The sequence below is a fragment of the Bacillus sp. FJAT-26390 genome, assembly GCF_001682865.1.
In the GTDB taxonomy this organism is placed as follows: domain Bacteria; phylum Bacillota; class Bacilli; order Paenibacillales; family Paenibacillaceae; genus Pristimantibacillus.
Genome location: NZ_MAQX01000011.1, coordinates 1191195 through 1208536, shown reverse-complemented (window position 1 = coordinate 1208536; position 17342 = coordinate 1191195). Strand labels below are relative to the sequence as shown.

The window sequence follows — 17342 nt, the reverse complement described above, 5'->3', positions numbered from 1 at the left end:
TGTGAAATCATGACAGATAATAGTGTCGCTTCCCGAATTTTTGATCATTTTAATGTGGTATTGCTGAGCTTGCTGGCCTTGCTATGTCTTGCTCCCATTTGGCATACGCTTGCTCTGTCCTTTAGTTCCAAAAGCGCTGCTGAAGCGGGAATGGTGTTTTTCTGGCCGGTGCATTTCAATTTTACATCGTATACTCAAATCATTGGAGATCAACAGTTTTGGAGATCTTTTCTGATTAGCATCATAAGGGTCATTCTCGGGAGTTCGTTGAATTTTCTAATGACGCTGCTTCTTGCTTTCCCGATGTCGAGAACGACCAAACAGCTGCCGTTTCGGAATGCCGTTATGTATTTTTTATTGTTTAATATGTTGTTTTCGCCCTCAATGATACCGATGTATTTCACGGTGAAAGATTTAGGATTGATGGATAGCATTTGGGCGCTGGTCCTTCCATCGGCCGTTCCGATCTTCAACGTCATGCTGCTGATGAATTATTTCCGCAATATACCGAAGGAAATGGAAGAAGCGGCGATGATAGACGGTGCCGGACCTTGGTACATGATGATCAGAATTTTCTTGCCCATTGCCGTTCCTACGGTGGCTGTTATTACATTGTTTAGTATTGTCGGCCATTGGAATGCTTTTTTTGACGGATTAATTTATATGAATAAGGTCGAGCATTACCCGTTACAGACCTATATACAGCAGCTGATCGTCAAGATTGACCCGAGCAAACTGACTGTAGAACAGCTGGTAAAATTGCAAAATGTTTCTGCGAAAACGTTGAATGCGGCAAAAATATTTATTTCCATGCTGCCTATTCTCATTTTATATCCATTTTTACAGAAATATTTTATTCATGGTATTATGCTTGGTTCAGTTAAAGAATAAGAGAGATGCGCAGCTTGTCTGGAACTGTCTGGAAAGTTAGGCTTGAAAATGTATTTGGCAGTTCGTTATAATAGACACATATCAAAACTGATGACTGACGGAGGTAACCCAGCCGATGAAGTAAGTACACGATTCCTGCAAACAACTTGTCTAAGTACAAGCGGCGTTCTCGGCAGCGAGAACCGGTCAGGGATACGTGCGTCGATTTGGGGACTTATGGATAGTCAATCAGCAGCGATAGATAGGTGATGTTTACCCGCGACAAAGCGGTGTAACGCCTCCTTATTTTCGTTTACCTGATATTCCCCTGCGTATTCGACCGTGTGCCGCTGGCCACGGTTTTTTATTATGTTTATTGAAATGGGGAATGTTCATTGATGCTGTTAAAAGTGAAACAATTGACTAAAGAATGGGACGGCAATCTGCTGTTCGAAAATATAAGCTTTGAAGTGAAAGAAGGCGAGCGGCTTGCGCTGTTTGGACGAAATGGCGTGGGCAAAACGACGTTATTGCAAGGGCTGACCGGCAGGCTAACGCTAGATGGCGGCGAGGTGCAGCGCTTGTTGCCGCTTGACGAGTGGGGCTTGCTCGACCAGCAGGCGCAGCTGCGTTCCTCGCTGACGCTGCTCGAATTCGTTCAAGCGGGATCGGCTGAGCTGTTCGGCTTGAAGCAAGCGTTGTCGGAGCTGACGCAGCAAATGGGGGCGGAGACGAGCGAGGAGCTGCTGAGCCGCTATAGCGAGCTGTACGAAAGGTATGCGCAGCTAGATGGCTACGGCTGGGAGATCAAGGCGGAGCGATGCTTAAATCAATTGGGCTTTGATCCTACGCTATGGAGCCTACCGTTTGCGCGGCTTAGCGGAGGCCAGAAGACGAAAGCCCAGCTGGCGGCGCTTATGGTAAGGGAGCCGAAGCTCGTCATTTTGGATGAGCCAACGAATCACTTGGACTCGGCCGCGCTTGACTGGCTGGAGCAATGGGTGCAGTCGTATCCGGGAACGATCGTGTACGTGTCGCATGACCGAACGTTTATCGATCATACGGCAACGGCCGTATTGGAGCTGGAGCGGCATGGCTGCCGCCGTTATCCCGGCGGTTATACCGACTATAAAGCGCAGAAGGAGCTTGAGCTTAGGACGCAGGCGGCGCTGCACAAAAAACAGCAGCTGGAGCGGGAGAAGCTGCTTGAGAGCATTCGGATGTACGCGGAATGGTTCCAGCAAGCGCACAAGGCAGCGGGACAAAATGATTTTTTGAGATCAAAATCGAAAAAAAACGTCTCGCGCCTCCATGCCAAGGAGTCTGCGCTGGAGCGGCTAGAGAGCGACAAAGTTCAGAAGCCTCGGGAGGAGTCGCAGCTTCGCATGCAATTGGAAACGGAGGGCTTCGCGGCGTCGACGCTGCTGCGCATGGAGAATGTGAGTTTTGCTTATGAGGGCCGCAAGCAGGTGTTCAGCCAGTTCAACCTTTCGATTGGCCGGGGCGACCGACTCGCCGTGCTAGGTCCAAACGGAGCGGGCAAGTCGACGCTGCTGAAGCTGGCGACAGGCAGCATAACGCCCACTGCTGGCGAGGTAACCATTCATCCGCAGGTGAAGATCGGATATTTCGAGCAGGAGCTTGATAAGCTTGATCACGAGTCAACGATTCTGGACAGTCTGCTGATGATTCCGGAGATGACGCAATCGCATGCGCGTACGATTTTGGGCTGCTTCTTATTTTCGAAAGAGGATGTCTTTAAACGAATCGGGGATTTAAGCATGGGCGAGAAATGCCGTGTCGCCTTTCTAAGGCTGTATTTTGGCAAAGCGAATTTGCTTGTGCTGGATGAACCGACCAACTATTTGGATGTGAGTACGCGCGAGCAGGTGGAAGAGGCGCTTTCGCATTATCCAGGCGCCGTACTTCTTGTAACCCATGACCGCTATTTGATCCGCCAAGCGGCTAACCGATTGCTTGTAATGGATGGGCATGGCGAGCCGAGCTTGTTTCCCGGAACCTATGAGGAGTACCTGTCCAGGGATCGCAGCCGATTGCTCTCGCCGGAGGAGCAGCTTAGCCAGAACGAGCAGGAAATGCTTCAGCTTCGGTTAGCTTGGCTCATGAGCAGCGAACAGCCGGCTGAGCAAGAGGATCGGCAGCGGCTTATGCAGGAAATTCGCAAAGTGCGCGACCAAATAAGCGAGCATTAACACTCGTCTTTCCTCGGAGAAGAGCAACCTTTTGCAAACGAACCTCGTTTGTATATTTATGGAAATGGAAGTGGGGGCGGCTCATGAGCATGATTTTCTAGCAGAGTCCCCTTACTTTAGCATCAGATAGACATGGTCAACGGACTGCATCGCGTATTCCTTCTGAATCAGCTCGCCATTCTCGAGTATTGCCAAGCACGGAACGCTGGCAATTTTCCATTGCTCGCGCAGCCGCGGCGCATAGTTGATATTCAGTTTGTACAGCGGGGCGGAAATACCGGTCATATCAGCAATTTCCAGCATGCGCTCGCCGATTTTGCAGGTGCCGCACAGCGGGGTAAAGAAGTAGACTGCTGCTTTGCCGCCTTCGGCAAGCATGATGTTCAGTAAGGATGGTTCATCTATTTCTTGGATAGCCATTTCTCGATCTCCTTAACGTTTATAGTTGTAATGTACTCGATTGGCGTGAGGCATACAAGAGCAATGGATTTCATGGTTACGGGGTGAGCACGGGCATGAAGAAGAAAAACATTTTTATAGGCGCTGCTATTTTGGTTATTGCCTCCTTGTTTGTTAGCTCTTTTTCTCCCGAATGGACAATCCGCAGACATATTTTAGGGAGCCTGCAACCCATTAACAGCCTAAAAGCCAAGATTACGACACTGGGGAGAGTGGATGCGGAGTACGGTCATTTATACAATGTCAGCGGATTTATGAACCGGGCTACGGGAGATGAGCTTGGATTCTTTTATTTGAAAAAGCTTGGCCCCTTCTGGTATGTGGCAAGCACGGGGACAGGGCCGTAACCAAAGGATTAAGTCAGAAGCCTAGATTTAGATCTAGAACAAGGGAGCTATCCATGAGGCAGCTCCCTTTCCTGTTTCTTATTGTTGGTAGTACATAAGATACATGAACATTTTAGGGAGCTAGGGAAACATTAAATGATTTATATTGGGAGGAATGACGTTGAAGGCGGAAAGGCTCATCAGCAATGCAGTGGGGGCAGTCGTATTCATTTGCGAGTGTTCTCGTGGAGTTTGACATGATCATAATCGGGCAGAGGGCCTAGCGAGCTTATTCTGCTTTTTTTATTTGTTCGAGAGGACGAGCGACAGCAAAAACAACCCATTAATGAGGAGCAAGGCAGCGAAGATAAGTCCTGTTTTATTCCGTTTTATAAATTCCATACAAACACCTCGTTAACGCATATTTACTACTTATAATTATCACGCTTATGATCTGTTTTTTCCACCTTTTTTTTAGCAGATGCGCGGGGGATGCTATTATGTCCGTTCGTCAGCTTATCGCATGGCGCCATATTTGCTTTTTCGTCAAAAAAGGCAGACTCGTTTAAATTTTTGCAGAAAGGACAGCGAAATATTTCTTTTATAAAACGACAACTTTGGCTGAAGTGGATACCTTAATGTCTCTTTACTTGAAGAAATTTGTAATTGGAATGGCGATTGTTATAAAATTAAAGGCGAGGTGCTCGAAGTTCGAGCTTTCTCTGCAATATCGCTTTTTTTCATGTGGAGTTTCCGTAAAGAAGAGGTAATGTTCAGGATTTGTAGAATAATGTAGTGACCACACTTTTTTTTGGAACTTACATGTCGAATAGGCGTATTGTTGGGTAGAACCTATGGAACTATACCTGTTATTCATTGACTCTAGTAGTTTAACTAATGGAAAGGGGGTGCAATACAATGGCTATCTCTCTCGTTAAAGGTCAGAAGGTTGACTTGACAAAAGGTAATGCTGGTCTTAGCAAAGTGATCGTAGGCCTAGGGTGGGACCCTGCTGCTGTAAAAGGCGGATTCTTCGGAATGAAGAAGGCGGCTAACGTAGACTGCGATGCTTCGGCGTTATTGCTTGATGCAAACGGCAAGCTAAGCGGCGAGAAAAATCTCGTTTGTTTCTATAATAAGCAGAGCGGTGACGGATCTGTCGTCCATACTGGCGACAACATCACAGGCGAAGGCGATGGCGATGACGAGCAAATTATCGTTCAGCTTGACCGGGTACCCGACCATATTCACAAAATTCTTTGCGTGGTGAACATTTACGAATGTGAGTCCAGACGTCAAGATTTTGGTATGATCAAATCCGCTTTTATCCGCATCGTAAATCCTGCCAACAATCAAGAGCTTATTCGTTTCAACTTGACGGATAATTACGCAGGCAAAACGGCATTGGTCGTCGGTGAGCTTTACAGACACAGCGGCGAATGGAAGTTTAATGCAATTGGCGAAGGCACTCATGCTGCCCACGTTGATATTCTTGCTCGTCAATACCAATAACTATAATTAGAAAAGAGGTCATTTCAAATGGCAATCAGCTTATCCAAAGGTCAAAAAATCGATCTTACGAAAACAAACCCGGGTCTAACTAAAATCACTGTAGGTCTAGGCTGGGATACTAATAAATATGACGGCGGAAAAGACTTTGACCTAGATGCATCCGTATTTGCTCTTAATGCACAAGGCAAAGCAGGTTCCGAGTCCGACTTTATTTTCTACAACAACCCTAAAAACAGCAACGGCTCCATCGTTCACACGGGCGATAACCGTACCGGCGCAGGCGACGGCGACGATGAGCAAGTGAACATCGACCTTTCTGCAGTTCCAGCAGAAACAGATAAAATTGCATTCTGCATTACGATCTATGATGGTCCTGCACGCAGCCAAAATTTTGGACAAGTATCCAACGCTTTCGTTCGTATCGTTGACGAGCAAAGCGGCACAGAGCTTATCCGCTATGACCTGGGAGAAGACTTCTCCGTTGAAACGGCTGTTATCGTAGGCGAGCTATACCGACATTCCGGCGAGTGGAAGTTCAGCGCAATCGGAAGCGGCTTCCAAGAAGGCCTTGGCGGTCTTGCACGCAACTACGGCCTATCGGCTAACTAATCGTTCCATCTACCCGTAAAGGGTCGCCAGCGGCGGCCCTTTTTTGAAATGAAGGAACTTATTCTTATTTTCACATAAAGGAGGAGAAGAGCGATGTCCATCAATCTTTCCAAAGGACAACGAATTGATCTTACCAAAACGAATCCAGGACTAACGAAGGTTGTTCTTGGACTCGGATGGGATACGAATAAGTATACCGGCGGCGGTGAAATTGACCTCGATGCGAGCGCGTTTCTTCTGCATCAGGACGGCAAAGCCAAGGACGAGAAAGACTTTGTATTTTATAATGCTTTGAATGCTTACAACGGTGCCGTTGAGCATACGGGCGATAACCGTACGGGTGAAGGCGACGGAGACGATGAGCAAATCATAATTGATTTTCTCAAGGTTCCTGCGCATATTCAGAGAATCGGAATTAGCGTCACGATTCATGATGCCGAGTCGAGGCTGCAAAACTTCGGACAAGTCTCGAATGCATTCGTGCGTTTGGTAGACGAGACAACCGGCAGGGAAGTGCTTCGTTACGATCTTGGCGAGGAGTTTTCCGTTGAAACGGCAATCGTATTTTGCGAGCTGTACCGCCATGGCGCGGATTGGAAATTCCAAGCGGTTGGCTCCGGTTTCTCGGGCGGACTTGCAGCGCTTTGCCGCAACTACGGACTTACCGTGTAAGCTGTACGTCGAAAAGGGTGACAGGGCTGGAGCGGATTTGTCACCCTCTTCTATTATTACCGAAGGGCGGTTTACGCATGGAGCTAGCATTAATGAAAGGCCAGAAAGCAGATATTACCAAAAACAATCCTTCTTATCGAAACCTGATCGTAGGAATGGGTTGGAATAGCGCTGCAGGAATTGATGTTGATTTCTCAGCCTTTCTATTACGCGCAAACGGCAAAACTGCCGGGGATCAAGATTTGATTTTTTACAGCAATCCGAAGGACGCTAGCGGTTCGATTGAGCTGATTGGCGATAATAAACGAAGCCTTGCAGGCAAAGTCGATAAGGAACAAGTGATGATACGCATTAACGATGTGCCTCAGGCGATCGAACGCATTTCCTTTACCTTAACGATCTATGATGGGGAAGCGAAAAGACAAAATTTTTCTAACGTGAACGATGCCTATATCCGGGTTGTTGACGAAGGAACAGGACGCGAAATATTGCGCTATGACCTTGGAAAAAATTTCTCTATCGAGACTGCAATAGTCGTAGGAGATTTATATAGATATAATGGCGAATGGAAGTTTAACGCCATTGGATCAGGCTATTCCGGCGGGCTTGCGGCGCTTTGCAATAGCTTCGGCATTGAAGTGAAGGCCGATACGCCAGCTCCGAGTACGCCGCCAGCACCTGTGAAAGCTCCTATTATTTCTGCTAAGCCGCCAGTACCTCCTGCACCGCCAGCACCGCCTGCACCAGAACCAAAAACAGCTCCAGTAAATCTCAGCAAGATTTCGCTTACCAAACGCGGAGATGTCATCAATTTGCAAAAAGGTGCCGGATCGCTCGGTGAAATCGTCGTTAATTTGAATTGGAATCAAAAGAAGGCGTCAACCGGATTTTTTGGCCGCTCAAGCGGCGGTGTTGATCTGGACGTTGGTTGCTTGTTTGAATTGAAGAACGGGCAAAAGGGAACCGTACAGGCACTGGGCAAAAGATTTGGAGATTTCTCGAGAGAGCCGTTCATTTCGTTGGATGGCGATGACCGTACCGGTTCGGTTACAACGGGCGAGAATCTTAGAATCAACGGCAATAAGGTTTCAGAGATTAAAAGAATCGTCATCTATGCATACATCTATGAAGGAGCGACTAACTGGGCCGAGGCAGCAGGTATCGTAACCATCACGCAATCAGGCGGGCCAGATATAGAAGTGCGCATGGACGAGCATAACAATCGCAAGGGCATGTGCGCCATAGCTATGATCGAGAATGTGAACGATCAAACCTTCAGTATTCAGCGGCTCGTGCAGTACTTCTCCGGGCATAAAGAGCTCGACGAGGCTTATGGCTGGGGTCTTAGATGGGTTCAAGGAAGCAAATAAAGCAATATTCGGAGGTATTCACAGATGGTTGATTTTTTTCAGAGCGTAATCGCAAATTTCGGGAGCTTTTTTCATTGGGACAACCTGTCGCAAGTGTTCACAAACCCTACTAACTGGGGGATCATTGCGACACTCGTCATTTTGGAAGGCTTGCTTTCGGCAGATAACGCGCTCGTGCTAGCGGTAATGGTTAAGCATTTGCCGAAGGACCAGCAGAAGAAAGCTTTGTTCTACGGTATTATCGGAGCCTATATTTTCCGGTTCATTGCAATCGGTGTGGGTGTCTACCTCGTTCAAATTACGTGGATAAAAGTCGCGGGCGGACTCTATTTATTATGGATTGCGCTGAGCAACCTGTTCCATCTTGAATTCAAGCTTGCGCGCGTCGGCAACATTCCATTAATTCCATACATCGGCAAGAAGGGCGACGGCGAAGAAGCAGAAGTTCAAAATAAAGGCTACGGCTTCTGGCGTACCGTACTTGCTGTTGAGATCATGGATATCGCGTTTAGTATCGACAGCGTTCTAGCTGCATTTGGCGTGAGCGAAGAGGTATGGGTTCTATTCCTCGGCGGTATTCTCGGCGTACTTATGATGCGCGGCGTCGCTCAAGTATTCCTCAAGCTGATCGATAAGTTTCCAGAGCTTGAGAAAGCAGCCTTTATTCTAATCATCGTTATCGCTGCAAAAATGATCGGCGGCGCGTATGGCTTGCATGTGCCGCATACATTGTTCTTCGGCTTAATTATAGCGGTATTCGGAGGCACGCTTATCTATAGCGCAGTTCGTAACAAAAGAGGCTCAAAAGCCGTCTAGTTTCTTGCATACAACGATTGTCGAAAATATCCCTCAATGGATCACGAGGGATATTTTTTAACTCTCAGCTGGGTTTTACAAACTTTTAGGAGGGATAACTTTGAGGTATTTTAACTATCTTACCAATGATGAAGAGCAAAATTTCTTTTACTCCCTTCCGACTCAGTTCAATAATGATGCTGACAAAGAAATTATTGCTCACGCGATTGGTGCTGCGCTATACATGCCGGCAACCAAGGATAATATAGCAGACGATTTGGTAGCCGTAAAACACGAGGGACTCGTGTCTATGGTGATAGACCTTGAAGATGCAGTAGGCGATAATCAGCTGGAGTATGCAGAAGAGACGTTGAAAGCAACGCTACTAAAGATTGGTAGATATATTTCGATAGGTTTGCTGCGTGCCGATCATATCCCTCTAATCTTCATTAGAGTTCGTTCCGTTGATCAGTTCAAACGGCTGCTCTCCTTTTTTGGAGAAGAGATCGAATACGTTACGGGCATCGTGTTTCCAAAATTCAATATAAAAAGCGGCAGCGAGTATTTAAGGCTGCTGGCGGAGTATAACAAACGGAAGCTGCCATCAAGCACGGTGCTGTACGGCATGCCGATTTTGGAGAGCGCGGACATCATATACCGTGAGAAGCGAGTTGAGACGCTGCTGGCCATTGCGGGGCTGCTGAATGAGTATAAGGAATATGTGCTGAATGTGAGGATTGGCGCTACGGATTTTTCGAGCCTATTTGGGCTTCGCAGAAGTCCGGACCATACAATCTACGATATTGGCGTCATACGGGATTGTATAGCTGATATCGTCAACGTCTTTGGACGAATGGACAACCATTACGTCATCTCCGGGCCTGTGTGGGAATATTTCAAGAGCGACCGGGTGTTCAAGCCTCAGCTCCGGCAGACGCCGTTTGAGGAGAGCATGGGACGGCACGGACGGATTTTGCGGATGGATTACATTAATAGGTATGTGGACGGGCTTATTCGCGAAGTAGCGATGGACAAGGAGAACGGCATCATCGGCAAGACGATTATTCATCCTACGCATATTAAGCCGGTTCAAGCGATGTTTGTTGTTACGCATGAGGAATATATGGATGCCCTGCACATTATGGAAAACGGCCAAGGCGACTTGGGCGTAATGAAGAGCCGCTATTCGAACAAAATGAATGAATTTAAGCCGCATATGACTTGGGCCAAACGGATTATGATCAGATCGAACATATATGGGGTGCTAAATGAAAACCAGAATTTTACCTGCCTGCTCGCAGAAGAACGAGAATCATCAATCGTTTAATATTATTGGAGATTTAGAGGTTTCGATAAAGGTGACGAGCAACGCCTTTCATATTCCGCTAGAGCAGCTATTCCAGATGGCGGCCCGCATTAATAAAAAACGAAGCTTCTTATTCGTAAGCAAGGTGTTAGGCAAACATATCCCCGTTCGTCCCCATGTATCTTTGTTATCAGGCGCGGCGCTTGGACTGCTGTATCAACAGTTTAGAGGAAAAGAGCTCCCGATTCAGGTTAAGCAGCTGCTTCACGCTTTTGAAGCGCCGGAGTCGGCAGGTGAAATCTATGATTTGATGAAGCGCAATAAAATGACAGTCGATGGGAAAACGCTGTTCATCGGTTTCGCGGAAACCGCTACGGGCCTTGGTCACAGCATGTTCGACATGTTTGATGGCGATGCCAGCTTCTTGCACACGACAAGGGAGAGCATCGATTATATGGCCTCCTGCATCGATTTTGAGGAAGAGCATTCCCATGCCACTACGCATCGCTGCTATGCAAGCGACCCCGCCATATTCCAGCAAGCCGAAACGATTATTTTAGTTGACGATGAGATGACAACCGGTAAAACGGCGATTAATATCATTCATGATTTGCATGCCAGATACGGTAAAAAAAATTATATCGTAGCCAGTCTCTTGGACTGGCGTTCCAATGAGGATATAGAGCGCTTCAGCGAGCTTGAGCGGGAGCTGGGCGTCAGCGTGAACTGCTTATCGCTCGTGTCTGGGCAGATTGCTGTAAAGGGCGCCCCTATTGAGAGCACGGATCATATCGATGAGCAGCATGAGCCTGAAATCGTGCCGGTTATCGATTCCTTATATGTGAACAGCCGCTTCGCAAGCCTCCCTTCCTCAAACGGGGATGTTGACTATCTGAAGCATACCGGCCGGTTTGGCTTAACGGCGCAGGACAGCTTTGCACTGGACATGGAAGTAGATCTAGCGGCAGCATTTCTGCAAGAGCGCCGATCAGGCGGCAGGACGCTTTGTATGGGAACCGGTGAATTTATGTACGTTCCGATGCGGGTAGCTGCAAAGCTTGGCGAGGACGTCTGGTACCAATCAAGCACGCGCAGTCCGATTCATCCGAATACGCAGCCTGATTATGCCGTTCGATCCGCTTATCGGTTCACCTCTCCAGAGCATGCGGATGTCATGAACTTCATGTACAACATTCCGCGCGGCCATTATGATGAAATGTTCCTCTTTATGGAGCGTGAGGCAGCCGCTGCGCAACTGGAGGAGCTTAGGCAGGTTCTGCACTCTCTAGGCATCCCGCATGTCCATATCGTTTACTTTAGCGCTAGAAAAATAGCCGATCCTGCTCCCATGGGCAGCTATAAGCCGGAGGATGCCATTTTTCTGCTTAAGGATCTTAGCGATATTTCGTTGGAACAGCGCACCGAGGATAGGGAAGCCGCGATGCAGACAGGGGGCCATTACTCGGAGAGCCTCGCGATTGAATACCAGCCAACGGCTGAATATATTCAGTTGTTCCATGATACGCTCAGCGACTCCGCCATTCGGATCGCAAGAGCGGTTGGGACCGTCTCCGAAATGATTATTCAGAAAAACGGATTTGACGTTGTGCTCGCTTCCTTGGCGAGAGGCGGTACGCCAATCGGCGTCTTAATCAAACGCTACATTAAGCAGGTGTACGGAGTCGATATGCCGCATTACAGCCTTTCGATCATACGGGGCAAAGGCATTGACGAGAATGCTCTCCTTTATATGAATCAGAGCCATCCGGATAAACGCGTGCAATTTGTTGACGGCTGGACGGGTAAGGGCGCAATACGGAAGGTGCTGATCGCTGCATGCAGCCTTATGAAGCAAAAGTATGGCCTTGAGCTGAACGACGAGCTTGCCGTGCTCGCAGATCCTGGCTATTGCGCGGGGACGTTCGGAACGAGAGAGGACTTCCTTATTCCGAGCGCTTGCCTCAATTCAACCGTGTCGGGCCTGATTAGCCGAACGGTGCTGCGCAGCGACCTGATCGGACCGGATGATTTTCACGGCGCCAAATTTTATAAGCAATGGGAAGAGTCAGACCTGACGGGCGTATTCGTGGACACGATCTCTGCCCATTTTAACGAGACAGCAGCTGGCTCGAAAGAAGAGGCGCTGCGAATGCAGGCGAATCCCGCGCAAAGTGAAATCACTTGGCAAGGGCTGCAGGATATTGCGCAAATCCAGAGCGATTTTGGCATTACGGATATTAATTTGATCAAGCCAGGGGTGGGAGAAACGACCCGCGTTCTGCTTCGAAGGGTGCCTTGGAAAATACTTGTCGACCGGCTCGATAATGCCAATCTGAAGCATATTCTTTTGCTGGCGAAGGATCGTGGCGTTCCGGTTGAGGAATATCCGAATATGACCTATTCCTGCTGCGGGATCATCAAGGCGATAAAGGGGGAGTCGGAATGATTTTTGCGAGCGATTTGGACCAGACGTTGATCTATTCGGCAAGGTCGAAGGGCGAGATGGAAATCGAGGAGATGGTGCCCGTTGAGTTGTATGAGGGCAGACATATCTCCTATATGACGAAGCCTGCTATAGAAAAGCTCAAGCAGCTAACGGGCACTGCAAGGTTCGTTCCTGTGACGACGCGTATACCGGCGCAATTTAACCGGATATTTGGAATTAGAGAAACGTTTGGCCCTGAATACGTAATTGTAAGCAACGGCGGCACCATTCTCGTGAACGGGCAAGTCGATCAGGACTGGCAAACCTTCGTACGGGATGCCGTGAAGCAGCATTGCGCCGAGCATGCGGAGATTTCCAGCTTGTTCGCCAAGATCGCATCTTCACATTGGGTAAAATCGAGTGATCTTTGCGATGATTTGTTTTATTCCATCGTTGTGGAGAGAGACCATTTGCCTCATGAGTCGCTTGAGGAGCTGAGGCAGCAGCTTGCGCCGCTTGGCTGGAGCTATTCGCTTCAAGGACGCAAAATTTATTTGGTTCCCGAGAAAGTAAGCAAGGGAGCGGCTATTCAATATGTGAAGGAGAAGCTTGCTTCTACTTTCGTATATGCGGCGGGAGACAGCCTGCTTGATGAGAGCCTGCTGCTTGCTGCTGATTATGCGATTTCGCCGTCACACGGTGAATTAGGCCGTTTCTATGAATCGCATCCCCATATTCAATTTACGGAAGCCAGAGGCGCCCTTGCCTCTGAGGAACTGCTCGACGCCATCTTAAAGCATGCCCGGATAGCATGAACGCTCCAGCCTCATCACTCTTAATGACAGGGAAGAAGGTAAATAGATATGACACGCGTTTATATGAATCGTTGGTTTTCGGTAGCGTATCATTACATTAACATGATTCGGAACAATCCAGACGGCGAGTCGTTTGAGTTTTTTGGCACGCATCCGGACATTAACCATATGTCGCTGCTGGCATCCGACCATATCGGAGTGGAGCCGGCCGTTTTCGGCCTTGAGTATGTTCGGTTTTGTGTGGATTTCTGCAAAAAAAATGAAATCGATATTTTCATTCCGCGCCTGCATATGGAGGAAATCTCGCGCCACGTGCATCTGTTTGACCAGATTGGCACGAAGGTGATGGTATGCCGCGATATCGAGCTGCTGGATTCGATGATCGAAAAGGATAAATTCTATGAAGCGCTGCAAGGAAAAGATCTCGTTACGATTCCCGATTACCGCGTTGTGAATACGGCGGAGCAATTTAAACAAGCCTATGAAGAGCTTACGGCTGCCGGGCATAAGGTATGCTTCAAGCCTACGGTATCGGAGGGCGGAATGGGCTTTCGGATTATCGACAACGAACGTGATCCGCTTCGCGACCTTTACGGCTATGTCACCTTGTCCACTACGTTTGAGCAGGCCTATGAAACCTTGTCATCGACGGATCGCTTCGCCAATTTGATGGTGATGGAGCTGCTGGACGGCACGGAGTACAGCATCGATTGCGTGGCAAGCGCCGAAGGCGAACTCATTACGGCGATTCCTCGCCGCAAATCGACGGGAAGAACCTATCTTCTGGAAGACACGCCGGAGCTGATGGGCATTGCTCATCGTATTGCGACGACGCTGCGTATCCCTTATGCTTTTAACATCCAAGTTCGTTATAATAATGGTGTTCCTAAGCTGCTTGAAATTAATCCGCGCATGTCTGGCGGTCTCTATATTACATGTCTTTCAGGCGTGAACATGCCTTACCTTGCAGTGCAAGCACTTCTAGGCAAAAAGATTGAGCCGCCTGTTCCGCAGTTTGGCATTCAGGCCGGCTACGTGGAGCAGCCGCTCATTATGAAGCATTAAACGAGAAGGGGACGAGAGTCCTCTTTTTTTTTTTTATAATGGGCCAACATATAAAAAATTGACTTACCTGTACCAAAAACGAGATAATTGAATCATAACGACGAATACAGGCATCAAGATAAGCAAGCTTAAACATGGAGGTGCAGCAATGAATTCAATAAAAACACCGTTAGGCATCGCGATAGGCAGCTACGCAGCCGCTCTTGTGGTTTACTGGATTTCTTCTCCCTATATAGCAATGGCTATACCTGCGCTTGGCATGTTTGCCGCGCTTTCGATTAGGCAGCGGGGCAGGAAAGAAATCAATCCGCCAACACGCGAGCCTGAACTGCAGCAGACGCCGCAAAACCAACCTATCCAACAGCAAAGTGCAGCGAGCCCGGCTAGTGCACAAGCGGCCGCACAGACTGCTGGATCAGCAGCGGAACCACCGCAGGTACTCGATCCCGAGCTTGCAGCTGCATTAGAATACATCGGCATTATTGAAGATATGATTTTACTCGAAGGCGAACAAAATAACTTGGACGATGAAATTGTACAGAAAACGCTCGCCCTGCTGTCACGCCTAAATCGGTTAATTCCTGATCTGGTCGCTTTGGGAGATGCAAGCATTAACCACAATATTTTGCGCTTGGTGCGCAAGGATCTAAACTCGACGATCAATCCATTTCTACGGCTAAGCGGCGACGCGAAGCGTCAGAACAGGCGGCTTTTGCTGGATGGCATAAAGGATATCGATTCGAAGCTTACCTTCTATACGAAGACGATTGAGCAGAAGGATCTAATGGAGCTGCACACGAAGGCTGAGCTAATCCAACAGCGTTATCGTCTTACTGACTAATACTTCTGACTAATGAAAGGGGAAATGAGAGATGTCACAACAGCTCGTACAATTAAAAAACGAAGATCTCCAGAAGCTGGAGCAGGAAGTGCAAAGCACGATGCAGAAGGTAGCGACAACGGATGCGATGCATCTGGATACGCTAATGGATGAGATTACGAAAAAAGGCCAAAAGACGCTTGAGCGTTCCGGGCAGACGCTGACGATGCTGGAGCGCCCGTTATCCGATCTGATGTCAGGCAAGAGGTCTGAGGTAGCGACTAATATGCTGAAGCTGCGCAGCGAGGTTGAGGATTTGAGCAAGAGCAAGCAGCTCAGCCTTGTGCAGAAGCTGCTGCGGAAAGCACCGATGAAGGCTTATATTTATAAGTATCAATCAGCCAAATCGAATGTACAGGTGATCGTGAAGTCGCTGCGCGACGGACGCGACAATCTGGAAGAGAATGTCGTGCACATGAGAAACTTGAAGCGCAGCAGCTTAGACAATGTCTATGATCTGCAGCTGCTAGTGGAATACGGCAATCGTCTCAAAAAAATGTTCGAGGATGAAATCGCGAAGCCGGAGAACGAGCTGCGCAAAACGTATTTGGAGCGCGGCCTTCGCAAGGTCGTTACGAAGCTTCAAACGTATACGGAAATGATTATGCTGTATCAGCAAGCGATTGCTGCAACGGATATTATTAACGATACCAATGATAAGCTAATGGATGCGCTCGACAGCTCCATCGATAAAACGCAGCATTTGATGTCGGTATCGGTGCTGATTGCCAGCGCGATTGATGACCAGATGAAAGCGATTGAAGCGGTCAATTCGACGAATGAGATGCTGGGCAATCAGTTTGCCGAGAATGCTCGCCTTCTGAATGAAACGAGCGAGAAGGCAAACCAAGCGCTGACGAAGCCGGCTATGAGCATGGAGCTTGTAGAGCGGGCGATGTCGGATCTCTTCTCGGCTATGGATAAATATGAGAATTCAAACCGCCAAATCATTCAAACCGTATCGCAGCAGACGGAGAAAATGACGCAAATCAATCAAAAGGTTGGACAGCGGCTAGGCATTCAAGCGACTTCAGGGGCAGGCAATGCCGTGCTTCCTCCGGGAACGTCCACGAAAGGCTTCTTGGAGTAAAACGATAATAAATTTGTGATGGACGAGCTCTCAGGGGCTCGTTTTTTTTGTCTTTAATTGAGGTGTGACGAGGGATGTCTCCATAATAATCGCTCATAAAAAAGGGATCGCCGGCATAGTGTTAAAGAAAAAACGAGGTGATCATGTTATGTTTGGCGGTATCGCGCTGGCTGCGCTCCTTCTTGTGTTGATTGTGGTCGCAAGCTCCGAGAGAGTGGAGGCTATTATGGAGGATTTCAACTAACAGCTGTTTGCGTTGCACTCTGATTTGGTATAATAGATTGAAATTATACTGTTGATCGGAGGTATGCCATTTGGAGTTCACCTATGAGATTATTTCGGAGTCCAATATTAACGTTCGGTTCATCTACGGCGGAGAATGGTTTACCTTTAACCTGTTTAACCGTGACAATCAGTGGGTCCTTCATCCATTTGACTCTACGCTGATACGCAATAAAGATATGAGCAGGCTTGTTATTGCTGATCTGCTTCAACATAGGCCGTTCCAGGTTATGCTTGCCAAAGAAGGCATTATCCTCTCGGAGCTGAATACATCGATCCCGCTTGGCCAGAACGAGGAGCCGGAGGTGGAGTACGAGGAGCTACCCCGCATAGACCGCGGATCAGATCGTTTATTCGATGAGCAGCGCTCCTCAAGCCCCCTGGAGTTTGATATCGATCAGCTAATTGAGGAAAATGAGCTTGAGGACTTGATACAGCTGGAGGTGCAGCTCATAGAAGCGCGCCAGAACATGTACAATCAAGTATTGCATAAGATGTTTATGGCTAATCTAGGGCCAACCGATCAGGAATTCCAGAGAGTCCAGCAAATCGTCAAAGCATACGGAGAAGCAAAAACAAGGCTCCTTACGATATAGCAGGGTTTGTCTGCTCCCCTTGTGCCTATCAAATTTTCCAATCGTTTCGTGCCGTCA

Annotated in this window: 17 protein-coding genes and 1 pseudogene; 17 read left to right on the top strand and 1 reads right to left on the bottom strand. The window is 48.1% G+C overall.

Annotated features, from left to right (window positions below; translation table 11 throughout):
• Positions 1 to 6: 6 nt before the first annotated feature.
• Entirely contained in the window at positions 7 to 891 is an 885-nt protein-coding gene (locus A7975_RS16935) for a carbohydrate ABC transporter permease (RefSeq protein WP_065385840.1), read from the top strand.
• A 377-nt stretch (positions 892 to 1268) separates the two neighbouring features.
• Positions 1269 to 3083: a ribosomal protection-like ABC-F family protein gene (gene abc-f / locus A7975_RS16930; RefSeq protein WP_065385839.1), complete on the top strand. Its 1815-nt coding sequence runs from the start codon at positions 1269 to 1271 to the stop codon at positions 3081 to 3083.
• A gap of 111 nt (positions 3084 to 3194) precedes the next feature.
• On the opposite strand, the gene A7975_RS16925 is transcribed toward abc-f, so the two are convergent.
• Positions 3195 to 3503, bottom strand: a complete 309-nt coding sequence (locus tag A7975_RS16925; RefSeq protein WP_082198232.1) for a thioredoxin family protein — start codon at positions 3501 to 3503, stop codon at positions 3195 to 3197.
• A 95-nt stretch (positions 3504 to 3598) separates the two neighbouring features.
• Here A7975_RS16925 and A7975_RS16920 point away from each other — a divergent pair, with 95 nt between their 5' ends.
• The 15 genes and pseudogenes from A7975_RS16920 (at position 3599) to A7975_RS16860 (ending at position 17285) form a co-directional block, all read left to right on the top strand.
• On the top strand, positions 3599 to 3889 hold the full coding sequence (locus tag A7975_RS16920; protein WP_065385838.1) for a hypothetical protein: 291 nt from the start codon (positions 3599 to 3601) through the stop codon (positions 3887 to 3889).
• An 897-nt stretch (positions 3890 to 4786) separates the two neighbouring features.
• Positions 4787 to 5380, top strand: coding sequence for a TerD family protein (locus A7975_RS16915; protein WP_053372590.1), 594 nt, complete (start codon positions 4787 to 4789; stop codon positions 5378 to 5380).
• A 27-nt stretch (positions 5381 to 5407) separates the two neighbouring features.
• Positions 5408 to 5989: a TerD family protein gene (locus tag A7975_RS16910; protein WP_053372589.1), complete on the top strand. Its 582-nt coding sequence runs from the start codon at positions 5408 to 5410 to the stop codon at positions 5987 to 5989.
• Positions 5990 to 6082: 93 nt separating this feature from the next.
• Positions 6083 to 6661, top strand: coding sequence for a TerD family protein (locus A7975_RS16905; protein ID WP_065385837.1), 579 nt, complete (start codon positions 6083 to 6085; stop codon positions 6659 to 6661).
• Between the two features lie 77 nt (positions 6662 to 6738).
• Positions 6739 to 8031: a TerD family protein gene (locus A7975_RS16900; protein WP_053372587.1), complete on the top strand. Its 1293-nt coding sequence runs from the start codon at positions 6739 to 6741 to the stop codon at positions 8029 to 8031.
• A gap of 24 nt (positions 8032 to 8055) precedes the next feature.
• A complete protein-coding gene (locus tag A7975_RS16895; protein WP_053372586.1) occupies positions 8056 to 8847 on the top strand; it encodes a TerC family protein in 792 nt (263 codons plus the stop codon).
• Positions 8848 to 8947: 100 nt separating this feature from the next.
• Positions 8948 to 10153, top strand: coding sequence for an HpcH/HpaI aldolase/citrate lyase family protein (locus A7975_RS16890; RefSeq protein ID WP_082198231.1), 1206 nt, complete (start codon positions 8948 to 8950; stop codon positions 10151 to 10153).
• A pseudogene (locus A7975_RS34960) lies at positions 10095 to 11399 on the top strand (phosphoribosyltransferase family protein); the annotation flags it as partial. The gene A7975_RS16890 and the pseudogene A7975_RS34960, both read left to right, overlap by 59 nt.
• Before the next feature lie 81 nt (positions 11400 to 11480).
• Positions 11481 to 12578 (top strand): cysteine protease StiP family protein, encoded by a 1098-nt coding sequence (locus A7975_RS34955; RefSeq protein WP_255314317.1) that lies wholly within the window; start codon positions 11481 to 11483, stop codon positions 12576 to 12578.
• Entirely contained in the window at positions 12575 to 13372 is a 798-nt protein-coding gene (locus A7975_RS16880) for an HAD family hydrolase (RefSeq protein WP_065385835.1), read from the top strand. The genes A7975_RS34955 and A7975_RS16880 overlap by 4 nt, the downstream gene beginning before the upstream one ends.
• Before the next feature lie 42 nt (positions 13373 to 13414).
• Positions 13415 to 14437, top strand: coding sequence for an ATP-grasp domain-containing protein (locus A7975_RS16875; RefSeq protein WP_141680319.1), 1023 nt, complete (start codon positions 13415 to 13417; stop codon positions 14435 to 14437).
• 148 nt (positions 14438 to 14585) lie between these two features.
• Positions 14586 to 15278, top strand: coding sequence for a hypothetical protein (locus tag A7975_RS16870; protein WP_065385833.1), 693 nt, complete (start codon positions 14586 to 14588; stop codon positions 15276 to 15278).
• A gap of 31 nt (positions 15279 to 15309) precedes the next feature.
• Complete coding sequence (locus tag A7975_RS16865) at positions 15310 to 16407, top strand: toxic anion resistance protein (protein ID WP_065385832.1); 1098 nt, start codon at positions 15310 to 15312, stop codon at positions 16405 to 16407.
• Positions 16408 to 16525: 118 nt separating this feature from the next.
• The gene (locus tag A7975_RS34950; protein ID WP_255314302.1) at positions 16526 to 16651 is read left to right on the top strand and encodes a hypothetical protein; all 126 of its coding nucleotides are present in this window, start codon (positions 16526 to 16528) and stop codon (positions 16649 to 16651) included.
• Positions 16652 to 16721: 70 nt separating this feature from the next.
• Positions 16722 to 17285, top strand: a complete 564-nt coding sequence (locus A7975_RS16860) for a hypothetical protein (RefSeq protein ID WP_053372580.1) — start codon at positions 16722 to 16724, stop codon at positions 17283 to 17285.
• Positions 17286 to 17342 lie beyond the last annotated feature (57 nt).

Bases quoted from the DNA above. Each gene is read 5' to 3' on its own strand.
- A7975_RS16920 (WP_065385838.1), top strand. From the start codon at position 3,599: ATGAAGAAGAAAAACATTTTTATAGGCGCTGCTATTTTGGTTATTGCC.
- A7975_RS34955 (WP_255314317.1), top strand. From the start codon at position 11,481: ATGGGCAGCTATAAGCCGGAGGATGCCATTTTTCTGCTTAAGGATCTT.
- A7975_RS16900 (WP_053372587.1), top strand. From the start codon at position 6,739: ATGGAGCTAGCATTAATGAAAGGCCAGAAAGCAGATATTACCAAAAAC.
- A7975_RS16905 (WP_065385837.1), top strand. From the start codon at position 6,083: ATGTCCATCAATCTTTCCAAAGGACAACGAATTGATCTTACCAAAACG.
- A7975_RS16895 (WP_053372586.1), top strand. From the start codon at position 8,056: ATGGTTGATTTTTTTCAGAGCGTAATCGCAAATTTCGGGAGCTTTTTT.
- A7975_RS16925 (WP_082198232.1), bottom strand. From the start codon at position 3,503: ATGGCTATCCAAGAAATAGATGAACCATCCTTACTGAACATCATGCTT.
- abc-f (WP_065385839.1), top strand. From the start codon at position 1,269: ATGCTGTTAAAAGTGAAACAATTGACTAAAGAATGGGACGGCAATCTG.
- A7975_RS16870 (WP_065385833.1), top strand. From the start codon at position 14,586: ATGAATTCAATAAAAACACCGTTAGGCATCGCGATAGGCAGCTACGCA.
- A7975_RS16880 (WP_065385835.1), top strand. From the start codon at position 12,575: ATGATTTTTGCGAGCGATTTGGACCAGACGTTGATCTATTCGGCAAGG.
- A7975_RS16865 (WP_065385832.1), top strand. From the start codon at position 15,310: ATGTCACAACAGCTCGTACAATTAAAAAACGAAGATCTCCAGAAGCTG.
- A7975_RS16910 (WP_053372589.1), top strand. From the start codon at position 5,408: ATGGCAATCAGCTTATCCAAAGGTCAAAAAATCGATCTTACGAAAACA.
- A7975_RS16915 (WP_053372590.1), top strand. From the start codon at position 4,787: ATGGCTATCTCTCTCGTTAAAGGTCAGAAGGTTGACTTGACAAAAGGT.